15 protein-coding genes and 1 pseudogene are annotated in these 20,610 nt (G+C 69.8%); 6 read left to right on the top strand and 10 right to left on the bottom strand.

The genetic code is table 11. The features are described from left to right. The first annotated feature begins 285 nt into the window (after positions 1-285). Positions 286-1,425 carry a DUF3533 domain-containing protein gene (locus ACIBI4_RS10620; protein WP_399203317.1) on the top strand — a complete coding sequence of 380 codons (1,140 nt, stop codon included), beginning with the start codon at positions 286-288 and terminating at the stop codon, positions 1,423-1,425. Next, on the top strand, positions 1,422-2,084 hold the full coding sequence (locus tag ACIBI4_RS10615) for an acetate uptake transporter (RefSeq protein WP_399203316.1): 663 nt from the start codon (positions 1,422-1,424) through the stop codon (positions 2,082-2,084). Before ACIBI4_RS10620 ends, ACIBI4_RS10615 begins: the two co-directional genes overlap by 4 nt. A 51-nt stretch (positions 2,085-2,135) precedes the next feature. Here the strand turns inward: ACIBI4_RS10615 and adhE are convergent, their stop codons facing one another. From adhE to ACIBI4_RS10585, 6 genes are all read right to left on the bottom strand, one after another. Continuing rightward, complete coding sequence (gene adhE, locus ACIBI4_RS10610) at positions 2,136-4,751, bottom strand: bifunctional acetaldehyde-CoA/alcohol dehydrogenase (RefSeq protein ID WP_399203315.1); 2,616 nt, start codon at positions 4,749-4,751, stop codon at positions 2,136-2,138. A 280-nt stretch (positions 4,752-5,031) separates the two neighbouring features. Further along, positions 5,032-6,114: a S1 family peptidase gene (locus ACIBI4_RS10605; protein WP_399203769.1), complete on the bottom strand. Its 1,083-nt coding sequence runs from the start codon at positions 6,112-6,114 to the stop codon at positions 5,032-5,034. A 323-nt stretch (positions 6,115-6,437) separates the two neighbouring features. Continuing rightward, entirely contained in the window at positions 6,438-7,331 is an 894-nt protein-coding gene (locus ACIBI4_RS10600) for a slipin family protein (protein WP_399203314.1), read from the bottom strand. A 187-nt stretch (positions 7,332-7,518) separates the two neighbouring features. Beyond that, positions 7,519-8,424: a S1 family peptidase gene (locus ACIBI4_RS10595; protein ID WP_399203313.1), complete on the bottom strand. Its 906-nt coding sequence runs from the start codon at positions 8,422-8,424 to the stop codon at positions 7,519-7,521. 254 nt (positions 8,425-8,678) lie between these two features. After that, positions 8,679-9,464, bottom strand: a complete 786-nt coding sequence (locus ACIBI4_RS10590; RefSeq protein ID WP_399203312.1) for a DUF1684 domain-containing protein — start codon at positions 9,462-9,464, stop codon at positions 8,679-8,681. 152 nt (positions 9,465-9,616) lie between these two features. Further along, entirely contained in the window at positions 9,617-10,876 is a 1,260-nt protein-coding gene (locus tag ACIBI4_RS10585; RefSeq protein WP_399203311.1) for a DUF5685 family protein, read from the bottom strand. Between the two features lie 289 nt (positions 10,877-11,165). Between ACIBI4_RS10585 and ACIBI4_RS10580 the strand changes: the two genes are divergently transcribed. Then, the gene (locus tag ACIBI4_RS10580) at positions 11,166-11,627 is read left to right on the top strand and encodes a cell division protein SepF (RefSeq protein ID WP_399203310.1); all 462 of its coding nucleotides are present in this window, start codon (positions 11,166-11,168) and stop codon (positions 11,625-11,627) included. A 56-nt stretch (positions 11,628-11,683) separates the two neighbouring features. Here ACIBI4_RS10580 and ACIBI4_RS10575 read toward each other — a convergent pair whose 3' ends face one another. Next, the gene (locus ACIBI4_RS10575; RefSeq protein ID WP_399203309.1) at positions 11,684-12,871 is read right to left on the bottom strand and encodes an acyl-CoA dehydrogenase family protein; all 1,188 of its coding nucleotides are present in this window, start codon (positions 12,869-12,871) and stop codon (positions 11,684-11,686) included. Between the two features lie 82 nt (positions 12,872-12,953). Then, complete coding sequence (locus tag ACIBI4_RS10570) at positions 12,954-14,621, bottom strand: MFS transporter (RefSeq protein ID WP_399203308.1); 1,668 nt, start codon at positions 14,619-14,621, stop codon at positions 12,954-12,956. 227 nt (positions 14,622-14,848) lie between these two features. Between ACIBI4_RS10570 and ACIBI4_RS10565 the strand changes: the two genes are divergently transcribed. Beyond that, positions 14,849-16,003, top strand: a complete 1,155-nt coding sequence (locus ACIBI4_RS10565) for a glycosyltransferase family 39 protein (RefSeq protein WP_399203307.1) — start codon at positions 14,849-14,851, stop codon at positions 16,001-16,003. A 217-nt stretch (positions 16,004-16,220) separates the two neighbouring features. Then, entirely contained in the window at positions 16,221-17,225 is a 1,005-nt protein-coding gene (locus ACIBI4_RS10560) for a phosphatase PAP2 family protein (RefSeq protein WP_399203305.1), read from the top strand. A gap of 39 nt (positions 17,226-17,264) precedes the next feature. Here the strand turns inward: ACIBI4_RS10560 and ACIBI4_RS10555 are convergent, their stop codons facing one another. Then, positions 17,265-17,480, bottom strand: a complete 216-nt coding sequence (locus ACIBI4_RS10555) for an I78 family peptidase inhibitor (protein ID WP_399203304.1) — start codon at positions 17,478-17,480, stop codon at positions 17,265-17,267. 425 nt (positions 17,481-17,905) lie between these two features. Here ACIBI4_RS10555 and ctaD point away from each other — a divergent pair. Further along, positions 17,906-19,550: pseudogene (gene ctaD, locus ACIBI4_RS10550) on the top strand (cytochrome c oxidase subunit I); the annotation flags it as partial. Here ctaD and ACIBI4_RS10545 read toward each other — a convergent pair. Further along, the gene (locus tag ACIBI4_RS10545; protein WP_399203303.1) at positions 19,479-20,573 is read right to left on the bottom strand and encodes a helix-turn-helix transcriptional regulator; all 1,095 of its coding nucleotides are present in this window, start codon (positions 20,571-20,573) and stop codon (positions 19,479-19,481) included. The pseudogene ctaD and the gene ACIBI4_RS10545 sit on opposite strands and share 72 nt — an antisense overlap. Positions 20,574-20,610 lie beyond the last annotated feature (37 nt).

The following is a 20,610-nucleotide window of genomic DNA, read 5'->3' as shown; positions in this document are numbered from 1 at the left end:
CGAACAACCGTGCGAATATCGCAAGGCGACGCACCGCCGTCTCCGCACACCCCACCCGTCCCGGTGACCCGCCCGAGCCCCAACTCCCGTTCCCTGCAAGGAGATCGGCCCTCCCGTACGCCCTGGGTGAATTTCCTCACCGGATCCGAGGAAGATCCGCGGCGGACACGGCCCGGCCGCGCACCGGATTCGAACAGTGCCCGTCCCCCGGAGCCCGGCCCGCCTCGTCACCCGATCGGCCCCGCCACCTCTGCGCCCCACCCCACCGGGCCTGAGCGTGGGGACATGACCCCACGTGGAGGACTCGACCGCGATCCGAGCACCGGATTCCTGCATGAGCTGAAGGACGCGGTGAGTCTGCGGACCGCCCTGCTCGTCCTGGGCGTGCTCGCCGTGCAGCTCGCCTTCATCGCCTCGTACATCGGCGCGTTCCACCAGCCGAAACCGCATGAGATCCCGATCGCCGTAGCGGTGGCCGCGCCCGCCGCCGAGGCCGCCGCGGACCCGGCGCAGGCGGCCGCGGCGAAGAAGCGGATGGAGGCGGCCACCGACCAGGCCGTCGAGCGCCTGAAGCAGCTACCGGGCAAGCCGCTGAAGCCGAGCGCCAGCAGCTCCGAGGCGAACGCGGTCGCCCGGATCAAGGACCGCGGCGTGGACGGCGCGCTGATCATCAGCCCGACGGGCACCGAGGACCGGCTTCTGGTGGCCGGCGGTGCGGGCGCCTCGCTCTCGCAGGCGCTCGAAGAGGTCATGGTCAAGGTCGAGGGCGCGCAGAAGCGGACCCTCAAGGTCGTCGACGTGGTACCCGAGGCCGCCGGCGACGCCCGCGGTCTGTCCTCGTTCTACCTCGTCGTCGGCTGGTGCGTGGGCGGCTACCTCTGCGCCTCGGCGCTCGCCATCAGCGCGGGCGCCAAGCCCGCGAACCCGGCGCGCGCGGTGATCCGGCTGGCCACGATGGCCGTGTACGCGGTGGTGGCGGGGCTGCTCGGCGCGGTGATCGCCGGGCCGATCCTCGACGCGCTGCCGGGCAGTGTCATGGCGTTCTGGGGTCTGGGGTCCCTGCTGGTCTTCGCGGTCGGCGCGATCACACTCTCGTTCCAGGGCCTGGCCGGGATCGTCGGCATCGGGCTCGCGATCCTGCTGGTCGTGGTGCTCGGCAACCCGAGTGCCGGCGGCGCCTACCCGTATCCGCTGCTGCCCGGCTTCTGGCAGCACATCGGGCCCGTCCTGCCGCCCGGCGCGGGCACCTTCGCGGCGCGCTCCATCGCGTACTTCAAGGGCAACGGCGCCGGCGGAGCGTTCCTGACCCTGGCCGCGTGGGCGGTGGGCGCGGCGGCGGTGACGCTGGTCATGGCCTTCGTACGGCAGGACAAGAAGGAGCTGGAGAAGGAGCGTGGGACGGCCGCCGAGGAGGCGTCCGCATGAACCTCCTGAACCGCTCGGGCCCGCTCGCCCAGGCCCTCTCCGTCAAGCGGATGGAGCCGTCCGCGCAGGCCCAGCTCGGGCCGCTCGGCCTCACCGGCTTCATCGTCGTGACGGTCATCGCGACCGGGATCGACGCGGGGGTCTTCCCGGAGAAGCTCTCGCACTCCGTGCTGCCGATGGTGGGTTTCTTCATCGGCGGTCTCGCGCAGCTGCTGGCCGGGCTCTTCCAGGCGCACCGCGGTGACACCTGGCACGCCACGGTCTTCGGTTCGTTCGGGCTCTTCTGGATGGCGAAGGGCCTGATGCTCCAGTGGGTGACGCCGACCCTCGATCCGTCGCTGCGCGGCGACACGATGGGCCTGTTCACGCTGCCGTGGGTGTTCGTGGTCTTCGTGCTCTGGCTGGGCGCGTGCCGCATCCACATCGCCCTGCTCTTCACGTTCACCTGCGTCCTGCTCGCCTTCATCGGCATGACGGTGGTCGGCTTCACGGGCAGCGTCGGCTGGAACCGCGTCACGGGCTGGTCGGGCCTGCTGGCCGCGGCGGGCGCGCTGTACCTCCTCGCGGGCCAGATCCTGGCATCGACGTGGGGGCGCAACGTCCTGCCGATGGGGCGGTTCATCGCGCCGCGGCTGGAGGAGGAGCATCCCGAGGAGTGAGCGGAGGGGCCCTCCGGTACGTACGCACCGGAGGGCCCCTCTGCGTCAGCCTCAGGCGCGCGGCGAACCGTCACCCGTTCCGTAGTACGCCTGCCGCATCAGCCGCTGCATGTCGTCGATCATCGGCATCCGCGGGTTGGCGGGTGCGCACTGGTCGGCGTAGGCGTTCATGGCCTGCTGCGGCAGGGCCGCGATGAAGGCGCTCTCATCGACACCCTCCTCCTGGAACGAGGCCGGGATACCGCACCGCGAGCGCAGCTCCTCGACGGCGGCGGCGTAGGACTCCACACCTTCGGCGGGCGTCGAGGCCTTCAGGCCCAGCATCTTCGCGATCTCCTGCAGCCGCTCCGGCGCCCGGTAGACCTCGGCCTTCGGCCACGGCGTTGCCTTGTGCGTCACGGTGCCGTTGTGGCGGATGACGTGCGGCAGGAGCAGCGCGTTGGTGCGGCCGTGCGGGACGTGGAAGGTGTTGCCCAGGGTGTGGGCCATCGCGTGCACCAAGCCGAGGAAGGCGTTGGCGAAGGCCATGCCCGCCACCGTGGACGCGTTGTGCATCTTCTCGCGCGCCTCGGGGGCCTTGGCGCCGAGCTTCACGCAGTCCTCGAGGTTCTCGAAGATCAGCTTGATGGCCTGGAGGCAGAGGCCGTCGGTGTAGTCGTTCGAGTAGGCGGAGATGTACGCCTCGGTGGCGTGCGTCAGGGCGTCGAAGCCGGAGTCGGCGGTGACGGAGGCCGGCAGGCCCATCGGCAGGTTCGGGTCGACGATCGCGACGTTCGGGGTGAGCGCGTAGTCGGCCAGCGGGTACTTCTGGGCGGCCTTCGGGTCGGAGATGACCGCGAACGGGGTGACCTCGGAGCCGGTGCCCGACGTGGTCGGGATGGCGACCATCTTCGCCTTCTCGCCCAGTTGCGGGAACTTGAAGGCCCGCTTGCGCACGTCGAAGAACTTCTCCTTCGTGTCGGCGAAGGCGATCTCCGGGTGCTCGTACATCAGCCACATGATCTTCGCGGCGTCCATCGGCGAGCCGCCGCCGAGACCGATGATGGTGTCCGGCTCGAAGTCCCGCATCATCGCGGCGCCGGCCTGCACGGTGTCCAGCTCCGGGTTGGGCTCGACGTTGTCGATGACCTGGACCGAGACACCGCCGGCCCGGGACTGCAGGATGTCGACCGCCTTCTGCACGAAGCCGAGCGCGACCATGGTCTTGTCGGTGACGATCGAGACCTTCTTGATGCCGTCCATCTCGGCGAGGTAGCGGATGGAGTTGCGCTCGAAGTAGATCTTCGGCGGGACCTTGAACCACTGCATGTTGGTGTTGCGCCGTCCGATCCGCTTGATGTTGACGAGGTTGACCGCGGTCACGTTGTTGGAGACCGAGTTGTGGCCGTACGAGCCGCAGCCGAGCGTCAGCGAGGGCAGGAAGGCGTTGTAGACGTCGCCGATGCCGCCGAACGTGGAGGGCGAGTTGGCGATGACGCGGATCGCCTTGACGCGCTTGCCGAACTCCTCGACCAGCTCCTCGTCCTCGGCGTGGATCGCGGCGGAGTGGCCGAGGCCGTGGAACTCGACCATCCGCGCGGCCAGTTCGACACCGAGCTCGGTGGAGCCTGCCTTCAGGGCGGCCAGGACCGGCGAGAGCTTCTCGCGGGCCAGCGGCTCGCTGTCGCCGACCTCGTGGCACTCGGCGAGCAGGATCGAGGCGGACTCGGGCACGGTGAAGCCGGCCTGCTCGGCGATCCACTGCGGGGACTTGCCGACGACGTTCGGGTTCAGCTTGGCGCCGGCGCAGTTCTCGCCGTAGGCGCTGGTGCCGAAGATGAAGTTCTCCAGCTGGGTCTTCTCGGCGGCCGACACCACGTACGCACCAAGGCGCTTGAACTCCTCGATGCCCGCGTCGTAGATCTCGGCGTCGAGGATGACGGCCTGCTCGGAGGCGCAGATCATGCCGTTGTCGAAGGCCTTCGAGAGCACGATGTCGTGGACGGCGCGCTGCAGCTTGGCGCTCTTGTGGACGTACGCGGGGACGTTGCCCGCGCCGACGCCGAGGGCCGGCTTGCCGCAGGAGTAGGCGGCCTTGACCATCGCGTTGCCGCCGGTGGCGAGGATGGTGGAGACACCTTCGTGGTTCATGAGGAGGCCGGTGGCCTCCATCGAGGGCTCCTCGACCCACTGCACGCAGTTCTCCGGGGCACCGGCCTCGATCGCGGCGTCGCGCACGATCCGGGCGGCCTCGGCGGAGCAGTGCTGCGCGGAGGGGTGGAAGGCGAAGATGATCGGGTTACGGGTCTTCAGGGCGATCAGGGCCTTGAAGATCGTGGTCGAGGTCGGGTTGGTCACGGGGGTCATGGCGCAGATGACGCCGACCGGCTCCGCGATCTCGGTGATGCCGTTCAGCTCGTCGCGGGAGATGACCCCGGCGGTCTTGAGGCCGCGCATCGAGTTGACGACGTGCTCGCACGCGAAGAGGTTCTTGACGGCCTTGTCCTCGAAGATGCCGCGGCCGGTCTCCTCCACGGCCAGCCGGGCCAGTTCGCCGTGCTGGGCGAGGGCCGCGAGGGAGGCCTTCTTGACGATGTGGTCGACCTGCTCCTGGTCATAGGTCTCGAAGAGATCGAGCGACTTGAGCGCCCCCTGGACCAGCCCGTCCACCATTTCGTTCGCCTGCATGGCAGGTACTCCTTCATTGCGGCTGCGACCGTTCTCGCTGACTTCTCAATTCGACACCCGCAGGCGGTCACGGGAGGGCCGATAAAGGCCTGAACAGCCGGGTCGAAGGTCCCTTCAAGATCAAAGTCGACCCATGGGAACCTGATCCGACCTGCGGCTTCCCTTTGGGACCAAAGCCCCTTGCGTGCTTGTGAAAACTTTCACAAGAATTTCGAGAAAAAGACCCCGCTCCCCTCGAAAGGGAAGCGGGGCCGTCAAATGAGCCTTTTACTACGAGCCGTCAGCCGATCTCGGCGCCGAACACCTGCAGCGCCTCGGTCACCGGCTGGAAGAAGGTCTCGCCGCCCGAGCTGCAGTTGCCGCTGCCGCCGGAGGTGAGGCCCACGGCCTGGTCTCCCGCGAAGAGCGAACCGCCGCTGTCGCCGGGCTCGGCGCAGACGGTGGTCTGGATCAGACCGTTCACGATGTCGCCGTTGCCGTAGTTCACGGTGGCGTCCAGGGCCACGACCTCACCGTCGTGCACCTGCGTGGTGGAGCCGGAACGCTGCACCTGCATGCCGACGGTCGCCTCGGCCGCGGCCGTGATGGCCTGGCTGCTGCCGTTGTAGAGGTTGACCTCGCTCGGGTGCTCGACCCCGTCCGCGTACTTCACCAGGGCGAAGTCGTTGTCGGGGAAGGAGGACTCGACCATCTCGCCGAGCTCGCCGCCGTCCGCGTCCTGCCAGGTGGAGCCCGCCTCACCGCAGTGGCCCGCGGTGATGAAGTGCGGGGCACCGTCCTTGACGACGTTGAAGCCGAGCGAGCAGCGGCCGCCGCCGCTCAGGATCGCGTCGCCGCCGGCGATGAACTTCTTGAACTCGCCCTTGCTGCGCTGCAGTTCGGCCTTGCCGCCGAGGCCCTCGACGACCTTGCTCAGCTGGTCCCACTCGGCACCCGAGACCGTGCGGTCCGCGGTGACGACCACCTTGTTGGTGGTGGGGTCCGTGGCCCAGGACGTGCCCGGGATGGTGGCCTTGTCGGTCAGCGTCGTACGGGCGCTCTTCAGCTCGGCCAGCGAGTTCTCCACGACTCTGGCCTTGCCGCCGGCCTCCGTCACGACGTCGGCCGCGGCCTTGTCAAGAACGTTGACGACGAGAGTCTTCGCATCGGCGTCGTAGTACGTGCCCGCGGCGTCCGTGCCGAGGTCCTCGCCGAGGGTGGAGGCGAGCTTTCCGGCCGCCGTCGCCGAAAGGGTCTTGAGCTCAGGGGTGGGGGCCTCCTGGCTCGCGTTCGCAGTCTGGAACGTCAATCCCGCGGCCACCAGCGCGGCAACGCCCGCGCCGGCCACTGCGGCCCGCCGCTTGGGTATGCGTCGGTGCTTCAACTTCACGACCTCCTGTGGGGGGTCGGTCCCGGTGCGTGGGGGTCACCGGGACCGGAAGGCGTACGGGTCAGGACCCGGCCGAAGAGAAAAAGCCGTGTCCATGCCCATGTTGTGGCGCCCACTATTCCGATACCGACTGGTAGCACACAAGGTCGACTTCAGGACGAGCGCACGACAACAGGCGTGCGCCCCCGGCGCGTTGGTGACCGCGGGTCACCCCAGGCCGCTCTTCGCTGCAAACACCGCGTGCGAGCAAGCTGTCAGCAGCCTGTGAGGACTAGTCCTGTCTTGAAATCGCCCCTCGGGAGGCGTGAATCAGTCCGCTACTCCGATGACTTGCCCTGGTCCCCGCCCTGATCGCGGCCCTGATCGCGGCCCTGATCGCGACCCTCGTCGAGCGCCGCCTGCTGCGCCCGTCCCGTGCCGCCGTCCTGAACCGGTGCCTGACCGGGCAGGTTCTGCTGCGCGCGCTCCAGGAACCTGAGCAGCTCGACCGGGAACGGAAGGACCAGGGTCGAGTTCTTCTCGGCCGCCACGGCCACCACGGTCTGGAGCAGCCGCAGTTGGAGCGCGGCCGGTTCCTCGGCCATCTCGTGCGCGGCCTCGGCCAGCTTCTTGGAGGCCTGCAGCTCCGCGTCCGCGTTGATGACCCGCGCCCGCCGCTCACGGTCCGCCTCGGCCTGGCGCGCCATGGACCGCTTCATCGTCTCCGGCAGCGATACGTCCTTGATCTCGACCCGGTCGATCTGCACGCCCCAGCCGATGGCCGGGCTGTCGATCATCAGCTCCAGGCCCTGGTTGAGCTTCTCGCGGTTGGAGAGCAGATCGTCGAGATCGCTCTTGCCGATGATGGACCGCAGCGAGGTCTGCGCCATCTGCGAGACGGCGAAGCGGTAGTCCTCGACCTGGACGACGGCGTCCGCAGCGTCGACCACCTTGAAGTAGACGACGGCGTCCACACGCACCGTCACGTTGTCCCGTGTGATGCCCTCCTGGGCCGGCACGGGCATCGTCACGATCTGCAGATTGACCTTCCGCATCCGGTCCACGAACGGCACGATCATCGTGAACCCGGGACCCCGCACGTTCTCCCTGAGACGGCCGAGGCGGAACACCACACCCCGCTCGTACTGTTTGACGACCCGAGCGGCCGCCATCGCGTACACCGCACCGGCGGAAGCCACCGCCGCGCCCGCCGCCACCAACTCCTCGACCATTGCGGCCCCCCAGGGTCCGAAAGGGACGTGTCTCGGGACACTTCCGACGGTAACTCCCGTGATGGGCGATGGGGAGGGGCAGGCGATGAGCAGCACGGGACGGACACGGAACGGACATGGGCGGGCCCCCGCCCGGGATCCGGACGGGGGCCGCCTGCTGCCGGCTGCAGTCGTGTCGCGCGGGTGCCTAGTAGACGCTGACGCCGTAGGCGCTCAGGGCCTCGGTGACCGGCTGGAAGAAGGTCGTACCGCCGGTGGAGCAGTTGCCGGAGCCGCCGGAGGTCAGACCGACCGCGCGGGTACCGGAGTAGAGCGGGCCGCCGGAGTCGCCGGGCTCGGCGCACACGTTGGTGCGGATCATGCCGTAGACGATGTCGCCGCCGCCGTAGTTCACCGTGGCGTTGAGGCCGGTGACGGAGCCGCGGTGGGTGCCGGTGGTGGAGCCGCGGCGGGTCACGGACATGCCGACCGTGGCGTTCGCCGCGCTGGTGATGTCCTGGCCGCCGACGGTGCCCGGGTGCGAGATCGAGGTGTTGGAGTACCGCACGATGCCGTAGTCGTTGCCCGGGAAGCTGGAGCCCGCGGTCGGGCCGATCAGCGTGGAGCGGCTGGAGTTGGTGTACCAGTTGCCCGCGCCCTCGGTGCAGTGACCGGCGGTCAGGAAGTAGTAGGTGGAGCCGCTGCGGACGTTGAAGCCGGCCGAGCAGCGCCAGCTGGACGCGTAGATGGCGTCACCGCCGGAGAGCAGCTTGCTGAACTTGCCAGGGGTGCGCTCGATCTTCAGGGCGCCGGCCTGGGCTCCGGCGGCGCTCCTGATCTCCCTGATCTCCGCCTGCGAGACGGTGGAGTCGACCGTCACGACCAGGCGGTTGGTCTTGGAGTCGATGTTCCATGCGGTACCGCCGACGTCCGCCTTGAGCATCGCGTTGCTCGCCTTGCCGAGCTCCGCGGCGCTGAAGGCCGCTGCCTGGTCCGCGCTGGCGCTGGCGCTGGGCACGGCGAGCGCCGCCGCTGCCACCAGACCGGTGCCGACCGCGATCAGCCTCGTACGTCTCGCTATACCGCTGCGGGGGGTGGTGCGCTTGTTCCTCACTTGTCGTTCCTCCCGAGGGGAATCGGGGGCCCGTGTTGTGGGGTCGGGCCCGTGAGGCGCAGCCAGGAAACCGTCCGTATGCCGAGATTCCGGATACGTTGTGCCCCTGACAAGCGCTGTTCGGGAGTATTCGGCCCGTGAGTTGGCGGCACAAGGGCGCCTTTCGGCCGTCTGCCCCGGCCCGCACTTCTGCCCCGGTGGCGTCTTCCGTACGAAAGGACACCACCGGGGTCGTCTGTGTCAGGTCGGACGGACTACCGGGCGGAGAGGTTCCGTTCGCCCGCCTCGACCGCCACCGCGAGGGTGTTGCCGGGCGGCGGGAACGGGCAGATGAAGTGGTCCGCGAAGGCGCAGGGCGGCAGCGTCACGCGGTTGAAGTCGACGGCCACGCTCCCGTCGGACCCGGGCGGCGGGGTCCGCAGGAACCGGAAGCGGTGGCTGCCACGGCCGCTCGACGCGTCGGCGAACACGGCCCACAGCGACCCGTCGCTCTCGACGCTGACCTGGAGGGTGTGCTCGGCCCCTTCGACATGGAAGGCCAGTTCACCGCCGAGACCGAGCCCGCGCTCGCGCCCGTCGGCGTTCTCGACCTGGACGGTGTTCTTGCTCTCATACGGGGTGAACCGTCCAGGGAGCGTCCAGCCGGCCGCGTACGGCGTGACCTCGATCCCCTGGAACGCGCGCCGCGCGGGCGAGTCCGGGTCGAAGTCCCGTACCGCCCACAGCCCTTCGCGGACCATCACCATGAGCCGCCGCCCGCCGAGCGCAACGCGTGTGGCGGCCGGACCGGTGTCGGCACCGAGCCGCACCTCGCCGCTGAACGGCTGCCCGTCGAGCGTCAGACCGTCCTGGGCCGTGGCCCGCAGCAGTACGGCGTCCCCGTCCTCGGTCCACCGCCCGGCAATGGCCGGAAGTTGCCCTTCCGGATAGTCCCCGAGCCAGTGCGTACCGGTGAGGGAGAGCGGTCCGGTGGGCGCCGAGACGGTCTCGACACGCTGCTCGTGCCAGCGCTTCCAGGCGTCGGCGGGGTCGGTGCTCATGGGCGGCCTTTCGTACGGGGCGGGCTCGTGCGGCACGAGACCAGAGCGCAAGATCACCTCACGCTATTCCCGCGCTGCCGCGCCCGCGCACCCACTCGGCGGGGCGTTCACCCTCGGCAGGGCGTTCACCCTCGGCACTTCGGACGTACGGCTCAGCAGCCGTCGCACGGGCAGCAGCAGTCGCATCCGCCGTTGCAGCCGCAGTCGCAGTTCTGGCAGCAGCCTTCGCGCTTCTTGCGCGACCACGGGCCCTCGTACGACTCGGCGCAGCACATCTTGCAGGTGCAGCAGACGACGAAGAACATCCCGCACCCGGCCCAGAACCCGCGCCGTCCCTTCGGCTGCTCCGGCGAGGGCATCCCGCCGAACCCACCGGAACCGCCGCCGAATCCACCGGGACCGCCGGGCCCGCCCGCTCCCCCGCCGTACGGATTCCCCGCTCCCCCGCCGTACGGATTCCCCGCACCGCCGTCGTACGGGTTCTGGCCGCCGAACCCCGACGGCGGCGGACCGAAGCCCTGCGGGCCGCCCGCGCCGGGGTGCTGGTGCGAGCAGGTCGTCGAGCCGAAGGTCCGGTCCACCGAGCGCCGCAGCTCGTGCGCGAGCAGCACATGCGCGAGCTTCTTCTCCGTGAACTGCACATCGCCGAGCGCCAGTCGGATCCCGTGCAGCGCGTCGTCCGCGAGCCGCCGCGCCTCGTGCAGGGACGTGCCGGTCGCCGTCAGCGGGTTCCACGCGCCGGACTCGGCGTCGGCCGCCTGGTCCTCCACCGCGTCGAGGAGATGCGCGAGCCGTCCGAAGAGCCGGCCCGCCTCGGCGAGCGCCACGGCGTTCTCCGGGCGCCCGGAGAGCTGCGCGGTGTGCGCGAAGGCCGCGGCGGTCGCCGTCTCGGTGGGCTCGGTGACGGTGAGCAGTGAAGTGCCGGGCCCGGCGAGGGCCTCGATCCCCGTCTGCCGGTCCACGGCGTCGACCAGGACGGCGGTGTCGAAGCCGACCGCGGAGCCCGCCCGCGCCCCGGCCCGGTCCCAGCCCTTCGCCACCCGCCGCGCGGCGGCCGCGACGGGCTTGCGCGCGAGCATCCCGTCGCCGTCGGCCATGTGATCACGGACCTTGGCGGACGCGAGCACGAGCGAGACGGCGGCGGCCAGGCGCGCGCCCTCGCCCTGCGCCACGGACGCGGTGCGCATCCCGCGCAGCGGGCAAGGCCCCGCCGTACGCCGCCAGTCGGTGCTGCGCTCGGCCTGAGCCTCCGTCAGAACCGAGATCAGCAGGCCGTCATAGTTGGTGACGATCCGTGAGAACTGGCCGTGGTCCTTGCGCAACGCGAGACAGAGCCCGCAAAGATGGGCCATCCACTGAGACTTGAGCCCTTCGCCCAGGTGATGGCTGCACGGTCGCACGATTCCGAACACGTCGACTCTCCCCCGCGAGGTCGCTTTGGACAGGCGGCCGCATCGTATCCGCCACGAGATCTCCATGACACGCCGGTATCACCCGTACGCCACAACAAATACTATTTCACTCACTGTCAGCAGCCGTGCCCGTCAGGACCCTTGAGTCATGGGGGGTACGTTCTGCACCAGTACCGTCACGAAACCCCGGCGCGGCGAAAAACAGCTGGGTCAACGCGGATGCCGCTGAGCATCATGGACGACCATAGGGGACGTGCGGGGTTCAGAACCGCTGTGAGAGGAGGCGTCCATGGGATCGGTACGTAAGGCAAGCGCCTGGCTTGGCCTCGTCGACGACAACGATGACGAGCGTTACTACGGCGGCTACGAGGACGACGGCGACGCGGTCGACGCGGTCGAGGAGTCCCGTACGGACAACTCCTGGGTCACCGACCCGCGAGTCCGTGTCGCGTCGCAGACGGCAGGGGACCAGGGCCGGCGGATCGGCACCATCACGCCGGACAGCTTCCGCGACGCCCGCGGCATCGGTGAGCTGTTCCGCGACGGGGTCCCGGTCATCGTGAACCTCACGGCGATGGACCCTTCCGACGCCAAGCGCGTGGTGGACTTCGCGGCCGGTCTGACCTTCGGTCTGCGCGGCTCCATCGAGCGTGTGGCGGGCCGGGTGTTCCTGCTGACCCCGGCCAACACCCAGATCGTCAACGGGGAGCCGGCCGCGCGGCCGGCCGACGGTTTCTTCAACCAGAGCTGACGTGCGGCCCGCTCGGTGAGCGGGCCGCCGTCCGCAGCTTCACCGGAACGCAGGTCTCACCGGAAGGCGTCGAGCCCGGTGAGCGCCTTGCCGAGCACCAGCTGGTGCATCTCGACGGTGCCTTCGTAGGTGAGCACCGATTCGAGGTTCGTCGCATGACGCATCACGGGGTACTCCAGCGAAATCCCGTTCGCACCGAGGATGGTGCGTGAGGTCCGGCAGATCTCGATGGCCTCGCGCACATTGTTGAGCTTGCCGAAGCTGACCTGCTCGGGCCGCAGCCGCCCGGCGTCCATCCGGCGGCCCAGATGGTGCGCGAGCAGAATCCCCTTGTGCAGCTCGACGGCCATGTCCGCGAGCTTGGCCTGGGTGAGCTGGAAGCCGCCGATGGGCCGGCCGAACTGCTCACGGGACTTGGCGTAGTCGACCGCCGCCTCGAAGCTGGCGCGGGCCGCGCCCATCGCACCCCAGACGATTCCGTACCGCGCGTGGCTGAGACAGCTCAGCGGTCCGCGAAGGCCGGTGACCTCGGGCAGTACGGCGTCGGCGGGCAGCCGCACCTCGTCCATCACCAGCTCGCTGGTGATGGACGCGCGCAGCGACCACTTGTGCTTGATCTCGGGGGCGGAGAACCCGGGGCTGTCCGTCGGGACGACGAAGCCGCGGATGCCGTAGTCGGTCTGCGCCCAGACGACCGCGACCTTCGCCACCGAGCCGTTGGTGATCCACATCTTGCGCCCGGTGAGCACCCAGTCGGTGCCGTCCTTCTTGGCGTACGTGCGCATGCCCGCCGGGTCGGAGCCGTGGTCGGGCTCGGTCAGGCCGAAGCAGCCGATGGCCTCGCCGGCCGCCATCTTCGGCAGCCACTCCTGCTTCTGCTCCTCGGAGCCGAACTTCCAGATCGCGTACATCGCGAGCGAGCCCTGCACGGAGACGAGGGAGCGGATGCCGGAGTCGGCGGCTTCCAGCTCCAGGCAGGCCAGCCCGTACTGCACGGCGCTCGCGCCCGCGCAGCCGTAGCCGGTGAGCGACATGCCGAGGGCGCCGATGCCGCCGAGTTCACGGGCGAGTTCGTGCACACCGGGCAGTTCGCCGCGCTCGTACCAGTCGGCGATGTGCGGCAGGACACGGTCGGCGGCCCAGGACCGGACGGTGTCGCGGATGGCGAGGTCCTCGGGTTCGAGCAGGTCGTCGAGACCGAGGGGGTCGCGGGGATCGAAGGGAGGAGCTGAGGGTGCGGACATGACCGGCCTCCGATACGGGCACGGAAAACTAGCAGTGGTAACCGGGAGGCTACCAACTCAGCCCGCCGCAGACGCCCCCACCTCAGCCGCGGGACTCGATCGCAGCCGGTTCGCGGGAAGGGGCGGGCGCGGGAGCGGGGGCCGCGTCGCGCGCGGGTGCCGGTGACGGGATCGCGCCCATCACGTCCTCGGTCCCGCACGCCATGACCCGCGGCAGCCGCAGCGCGGCCAGTGCCCCGAGCAGCAGCAGCCCCGCGCTCACCAGGAGCGTGACGTGCAGTCCGTTCACGAACGAGTCGCGGGCCGCCGAGCGCAGTACGTCGCCGACGCCGCCGCCCAGCGAGTCCGCCACCTCGTACGCCTCGCCGAGCGAGTGCGAGGCCGCGGCGCGCGCGGACTCGGGGACGCCCGACGCGGTGTCGAGCCCGGGAGCGTAGGCCGCGTTCATGACGCTGCCGAGGAGCGCTATGCCCATGCCGCCGCCGAGCTGGTACGAGGTCTCGCCGATCGCCGCCGCACCGCCGGCCTGGCCGGGCGGCGCCTCGGAGAGCATCGACTCGTACGAACCGAACAGCGTGGTCTGCAGACCGAAGCCGAGCAGCACGAACCCGGCCAGCATCAGCGGCGGGTTGTCGTCATGGCCCAGGAACGTGAGGACGAGGACCGCGGCCGCGGTGAGACAGAAGCCCGAGACGACCATGGCCCGCGGCCCGACCTTCGGCAGCACCCGCGAGCCGACCAGACCGCCGGCCATCGCGGCGAGCGTCAGCGGGACCATCCGCAGACCGGTCTCCAGCGGGGAGAGGCCGAGGACGAGCTGCAGGTACTGGGCGGCGATCAGCATCAGGCCGACGAGCGCGAGCATCGCGAGCACGATGCAGCTCACCGACGTGCCGAACGCGGGCCGGGCGAACATCGACAGATCGACGAGCGGGTGCCTGCGCCGCCGCTGGCGCCGTACGAAGAGGACGAGCAGCACCGCGCCGACGACCAGCGGCACCAGCGTCATCGCACTGACCACGCCTTCGCCGCCGCCCGCGCGCTTCACACCCATGACCACGCCGAACAGACCGCCGGCGGCCATCAGCGCGCCGACCACGTCCCACGGGCCCTCGCGGTCACCGGTCGACTCGGGCAGCAGCCAGCGTCCGGCGAAGAGGCTCGCGAACATCAGCGGGATGTTGATCAGGAAGACCGCGCCCCACCAGAAGTGCTCCAGGAGGAAGCCGCCGAGGAGCGGTCCGGCCGCGGCGCCGACCGCGGCGACGGCGGTCCAGACACCGATGGCGACGGCCCGTTCGCGCCGGTCGGGGAAGACCTGGCGGACGATCGAGAGAGTCGCGGGCATGATCATCGCGCCGCCGACGCCGAGCAGCGCCCGGGCGGCGATGAGCAGATGAGGGGTGTCGGCGAGGGCCGCCATCGCGGAGGCGACGCCGAAGAGCCCGTATCCGATGAGCAGGACCTTGCGGCGGCCGACGCGGTCGCCGAGGGTGCCGAAGAGGATCAGGAGGGCCGCGCACACCAGCGGGTAGGCGTCCACGATCCACAGGAGCTGGATGCCGCCGGGCTTGAGGTCCTCGGTGACGGCCGGGACCGCGACATGGAGCACGGTCGAGTCGATCGCGACGATCGCCAGGGACACACACAGGACGATCAGGACGACCCAGCGATTGGCCCCGCCCTCGGGACACAGGCGGCGGTAGGCGGCCGAGGGCCGCCGCGCGGCAGCCGTGGTCGTCCCGCTCATCCGTGTACCTCCAGTGGGGCCTCGAACGCTGCCGTCGGGTGGGGCCGGACCGGCGCGCCGTACGAGTGAGCCGTCAGATTACGCGAGTTCACCGCAGGTGCGCGTGGTCCATCTCTCACGCGCACGCGAGGTGCTTGTGGGATACACCACCCTTCTTCGCCCTATACACGCACACAGGGCACACCACGGTTCGGGCCTCGCGACGGCCGCCGCCCATAATCGAGCCCGTGACCGATCTGGATCTCCGACCTGCCCAGGGCAGCGGCCGCCTCGCAGGAGCGCTGCGCCATGCCGCACCCGCACTGCTCGTCCACGCCGGTGTGCGTGCGCTCGGTCTCGCGGTGCTCGCGCTGTGGTGCCTGGGCACGGGCAAGAACCCGCACACCTTGCTCACCGCGCGCTGGGACTCGCTCTGGTACACCCGCGTCGCCGAGCACGGCTACGGCTGGCAGACCACGCTGCCCGACGGCACGGTCCACTCGAACCTGGCGTTCTTCCCGCTGCTGCCCTGGCTGGAGCGGGGCCTCGCGGCGATCAGCCCGCTGTCGTACGCGGACGCGGGGATGGTGGTCGCCTGGCTCGCCTCGCTCGCCGCGGCCTGGGGGATCTTCCTGATCGCCGACCGGCTGTACGGCCGGCGGGCCGGGGTCTGCGCGGTGGCGCTGTGGGCGGTGCTGCCTGTCGGGATCGTGGCGTCGATGGCGTACAGCGAGGCGCTGTTCACGGCGCTCGCCGCCTGGTCGCTGTACGCGGTGCTGCGCGAACGCTGGGTGACGGCCGGGCTCCTCGCTGCGCTCGCGGGTCTGACCCGGCCGGTCGGGATGGCGGTCGTCGCGGCACTGTGGGTCGCGGCGGTGCTCTTCGTCGTGCGGGAGAGGCGGGCGCCCTGGCGCCTGGTCCTGGGCACGGTGCTCGCGCCGCTCGGGGCGGCCGGGTACGTGCTGTGGGTCGGGCAGAAGACCGGCGGCGGGCTCTTCGGCTATCTCGACGTGCAGAAGCAGTGGGGCAACGGCTTCGACTTCGGTTACGCGTTCGCGCGCTTCGTCGCCGACAAGTTCACCTCGTTCCCCTCAGCGCTCGCCGGGCTCGGCCTCATCGTCGGGGTCGTCCTGGTGATCTGGCTGTACGTGACCGGCGTACGGCAGAAGCAGCCGGTGCCGCTCCTGGTCTACACGGGAATCGTGGTGGCACTCGCGCTCTGCGCCTCGGGCTACTTCGGCTCGAAGCCGCGCCTGCTGCTCCCGGCGTTCCCGCTGCTGCTGCCCCTCGCCGTCGCGCTGGCCCGGCTGCGAACGTCCAGGTCGGCGGCGGTTGTGACGGTCGTGGGCGTGGCATCCGCGGTGTACGGGGCGCTGTGGCTGAACGGCTCGGGCCCGCCGTGATCGGCGGGGAAAATCGGCGCCGATTGCAGGTGAACGAATTTGGGACGCGCGATAAAACAACCGCGGAACCGGCCCATGAATTACCGGCGTATGGTCATCTGCTTTTGGACGGGCGACGGGAATAAATGTCCGTCTGAGATCAATCCCACATCACATCGTCATCACGAAGTCGCCCTTTTGACCTAAGCCCTACCTCACCCGCTGTAACGTCGATTGGGTGCGTACCGAACAAAACCTCACCCGTCTGGACCGGCTCTTCGCCCGTCTGGACCGTGAGCCTGAGCGGCCGCAGAACCTTGACGTTCCGCGGATGAGCCCGCACCGGATCGTGCTTCTCGGCTCGACCCTGGTGTTCTACGGGCTCATCATCGTGGCCGTCATCAACACGTCCTGGCTCGTCCGGCTCGACTGGCAGCTCATGTTCTTCCGGCCCTACCAGCAGTGGCCGGAGCTGCACGCGTTCATCGACTACTACGTGGTGCTCGGCCAGCGCGGCCCCACCGCCGTGATGGTCCTGGCCTGGCTCGGCTGGCGCTCGTGGCGGCAGCACACGCTGCGGCCGCTGCTCGTGCTCGGTACCGCACTGCTGCTGCTCAACGTCACGGTCGGCGCCGCCAAGATCGGTATGGGCCGGCTCGGTCCGCACTACGCCACGGCCATCGGTTCCAACGAGATGTGGCACTTCGGCAACGGCGATATATTCCCCTCCGGCCACACCGCGAACGCCGTCGTGACCTGGGGCATCCTCGCGTATCTGGCCTCCAGCCAGCGCACCCGCCGCTATCTGTCCGCGGTCTCCGCGATCGTGGCGCTCGGCGTCGGCCTCAGCACCGTCTACCTGGGCACGCACTGGCTCAGCGACGTCATGCTCGGCTGGGCCGCGGGCCTGCTCATCCTGCTCGCGCTGCCCTGGTTCGAGCCGCTGGTCGCCCGGGCCGAGGCCTGGATCTTCGCGCTGCGCGACCGGATCCGCGAGCGCCGCGCCGCCGCGGGCACCACCGTCCCGGTGGGCGTCCCCGCGCTGTTCCCGCAGCGCACCCCGGCCGACGACGAGGTCCCGGCGCACGAGCCGATCGCCGCTACCGTCCACCCCGCCCGGGCGCACCGTACGCACGCGGTGCGCTCCGAGCGGACGCCTCTGACGCCGGCCGGCAGCCGCCGGCCGGCGCATCCGGACCGGGTCACCCGCTCCACGTCGGCCAGTCCGGTCACGGGCGCCTGAGGACCTGCCGGCAGCTGCGAGGTCACGCGGGAAGCCGGCTCAGCCCTTCCAGCAGCGCGTCACCGCGCCGTCCGTGACCTCGAGGTTCAGCCGTCCCTCGCGGTACTCCATGGTGATGATCGCGCCCGGCGGAAGCGTTCTGACCGTGTTCCAGCCGTGCTCGCGAGCCCGCCGCTCCGCGTTCTGCGCGTCGAGGCCGACATAGCTGTCGAGGCTCTCCTGGGGTTCTGCTCCGGGTGTGGGTATCGGTGCCATACGGCCCACCGTAGGCGGCTCCCGGCGGCTCCGTACAGGAACGGACCGGCCCGGCGGACGCCACCGCGCGTCACCTGTCCCCCGGCGGTCACGCTTGTGTCACAGGTTCACGACAGCGGTTTATACGCTCCCACTTCACACGAACGAGCGGTTCGGAATTATTTCGGCGGTCTCCCGGTGCCGTCCGAGTGCTGCCACATAAAGGCCCTCCGCTTCGCGGTGAATTCCCCTCCGCCCGACGGCCCGTGATAGTCCCGTAATCACGATCCCCTTGCCGCGCCGATGACTTGACGGCGCAAGGGGGAATTCATCGTTCCCCCACGGAATCCCCTCTTCCTTGCGCAGGCCCTCTGTCGGAGACGGCCCGGCGCGAGCATCATGGCGAGTGCTCCAGGACCCGGACGTGACGACGCGAGGGGGCAGGGATGGGGACGGACACCGTGCGGGAGCTCGCCGACGCGGCTCCGGTGCGCCGGCCGGGACGGATCGCCGTCGACTGGCTGACGACCACCGACCACAAGAAGATCGGGCATCTCTACCTGATCACGTCGTTCGGCTTCTTCCTCGTCGCCGGACTGATGGCGCTCATGATGCGGGCCGAACTCGCCCGGCCCGGGCTGCAGCTGATGAGCAACAACGAGTTCAACCAGGCGTTCACGATGCACGGCACGATCATGCTGCTGCTCTTCGCGACGCCGACCTTCGCGGGCTTCGCCAACGAGATCATGCCGCTGCAGATCGGCGCCCCCGACGTGGCGTTCCCCCGGCTCAACATGCTCTCGTACTGGCTGTTCCTCTTCGGCGGCCTCATCGTGCTCGGCTCGCTGCTCGTGCCCTCGGGCCCGGCGAACTTCGGCTGGTTCGCCTACGCGCCGCTCAACAGCCTGGAGCGCTCCCCCGGTATCGGCGCCGACCTGTGGATCATGGGGCTTGCGCTCTCCGGGTTCGGCACGATCCTCGGCGCGGTGAACTTCCTGACCACGATCATCGGGATGCGGGCGCCCGGCATGACGATGTTCCGTATGCCGGTCTTCACATGGAACGTGCTGTTCACGTCGATCCTCATCCTGATCGCGTTCCCGGTGCTCGCGGCCGCGCTGCTCGTCCTGAAGGCCGACCGGCGCTTCGGGTCGATGGTGTTCGAGGCGGAATCAGGAGGCGCGCTGCTGTGGCAGCACCTGTTCTGGTTCTTCGGGCATCCGGAGGTCTACATCATCGCGCTGCCGTTCTTCGGCATCATCAGCGAGATCATCCCGGTGTTCAGCCGGAAGCCGATCTTCGGGTACGTGATGCTGGTCGGCGCCACCATGGCGATCACGGGTCTGTCGGTCGTCGTGTGGGCGCACCACATGTTCGCGACGGGCGCTGTGCTGCTGCCCTTCTTCTCGTTCATGTCGTTCCTGATCGCGGTGCCCACGGGCGTGAAGTTCTTCAACTGGACGGGGACCATGCTCAAGGGGTCCCTCAGCTTCGAGACGCCGATGCTGTGGGCGATCGGCTTCCTGGTGTCGTTCCTGTTCGGTGGTCTGACGGGGGTGATCCTGGCGTCGCCGCCGATGGACTTCCATGTCACCGACTCGTACTTCGTCGTCGCGCACTTCCACTACGTCGTCTTCGGGACGGTGGTCTTCGCGACGTTCGGCGGCTTCTACTTCTGGTGGCCGAAGTTCACCGGGAAGCTGCTCGACGAACGGCTCGGGAAGATCCAGTTCTGGACGCTCTTCGTCGGCTTCCACACCACGTTCCTCGTCCAGCACTGGCTGGGCGCGGAGGGGATGCCACGGCGGTACGCGGACTATCTGGCCGCCGACGGGTTCACGGCGCTCAACACGATCTCGACGATCGGGGCGTTCCTGCTCGGTCTGTCGACCCTGCCGTTCGTCTACAACGTCTGGAAGACCGCGAAGTACGGCAGGAGGGTCACCATGGACGACCCCTGGGGGTACGGGCGTTCGCTGGAGTGGGCGACCTCGTGTCCGCCCCCGCGGCACAACTTCGTCACGCTGCCCCGGGTCCGCTCGGAGTCCCCGGCGTTCGATCTGCACCATCCGGAGTTCGCGGCGCAGCGGAAGGTGCTTGAGCCTGCTCCTCCCTCTCCGGACTCTGATCCGCCCGCTCCGGACTCTGATCCGCCCGCTCCAGAGCCCGGGTCAGAAGGTCGCGGTTCCGTCTGATGTGGTCGGTCAGCTCGGCGGGGGCGAGGACATCGAAGTCGTAGCCCAGGAGCATCACATGGATGACCATCACGTCGAGGCTCGCGGCCCCGGTGCGCAGCACGCAGGTGGTGTCCGACTCGGCTTCGAGGACGCCCGTGGACGGGGAGATCTGCTGCTGTGCCTCCTGGAGCGGTGTGTGCAGCCGGATCGTCGCCGTGGCCTCGTACGCCCGGTTCGAGACGCCCTGCGAGACATACGCGGCGAGGTCGTCGGCGGGCGGGGTGCGGGCCTCGAAGCGCGGGCCGTGCGGGGGCTTGGGCGTGATGCGGTCGGCGCGGAACGTGCGCCAGTCCGCGCGGTCGACGTCCCAGGCCACCAGGTACCAGCGGCGTTCGGTGCAGACGAGGCGGTGCGGTTCGACGGTGCGGCGGGTCGTGGAGCCGCCGTGGTCGCGGTACTCGAAGCGCAGTCGCTCGCTGTCGCGGCAGACGCCCGCGAGTTCGGTGAGCACCGCCGGGTCCACGGCCGAGGGCCGGCCCGCGCGCAGCATCGGCACCGTGAACGCGTTGAGCGTGCTGACCCGGCGGCGCAGCCGTCCGGGCAGCACCTGCTCCAGCTTGGCGAGGGCACGCACGGAGGTCTCGCCGATGCCCTCGATGCCCTGGCCCGCCGCCGTGCGCAGCCCCACCGCGACGGCCACCGCCTCCTCGTCGTCGAGCAGCAGCGGCGGCATCTCGGCGCCGACGCCCAGCTGGTAGCCGCCGCCCGTACCGGGTGAGGCGTTGACGGGGTAGCCGAGTTCGCGCAGCCGGTCGATGTCCCGGCGGACGGTGCGCGGGGTGACACCGAGGCGGTCGGCCAGGTCCGCGCCCGACCACTCCCGGTGGGCCTGCAGCAGGGAGAGCAGCTTCAGCAGTCGGGCGGAGGTCTCCAGCATGGGGCCGAGTCTGCCATCAGATCCGGGACGGAATACG

It is taken from the genome of Streptomyces sp. NPDC050418 (assembly GCF_044458745.1).
Classification (GTDB): Bacteria; Actinomycetota; Actinomycetes; order Streptomycetales; family Streptomycetaceae; genus Streptomyces.
The sequence above is the reverse complement of the archived record's forward strand: the minus strand, read 5'-3'. Positions and strand labels throughout refer to the sequence as shown.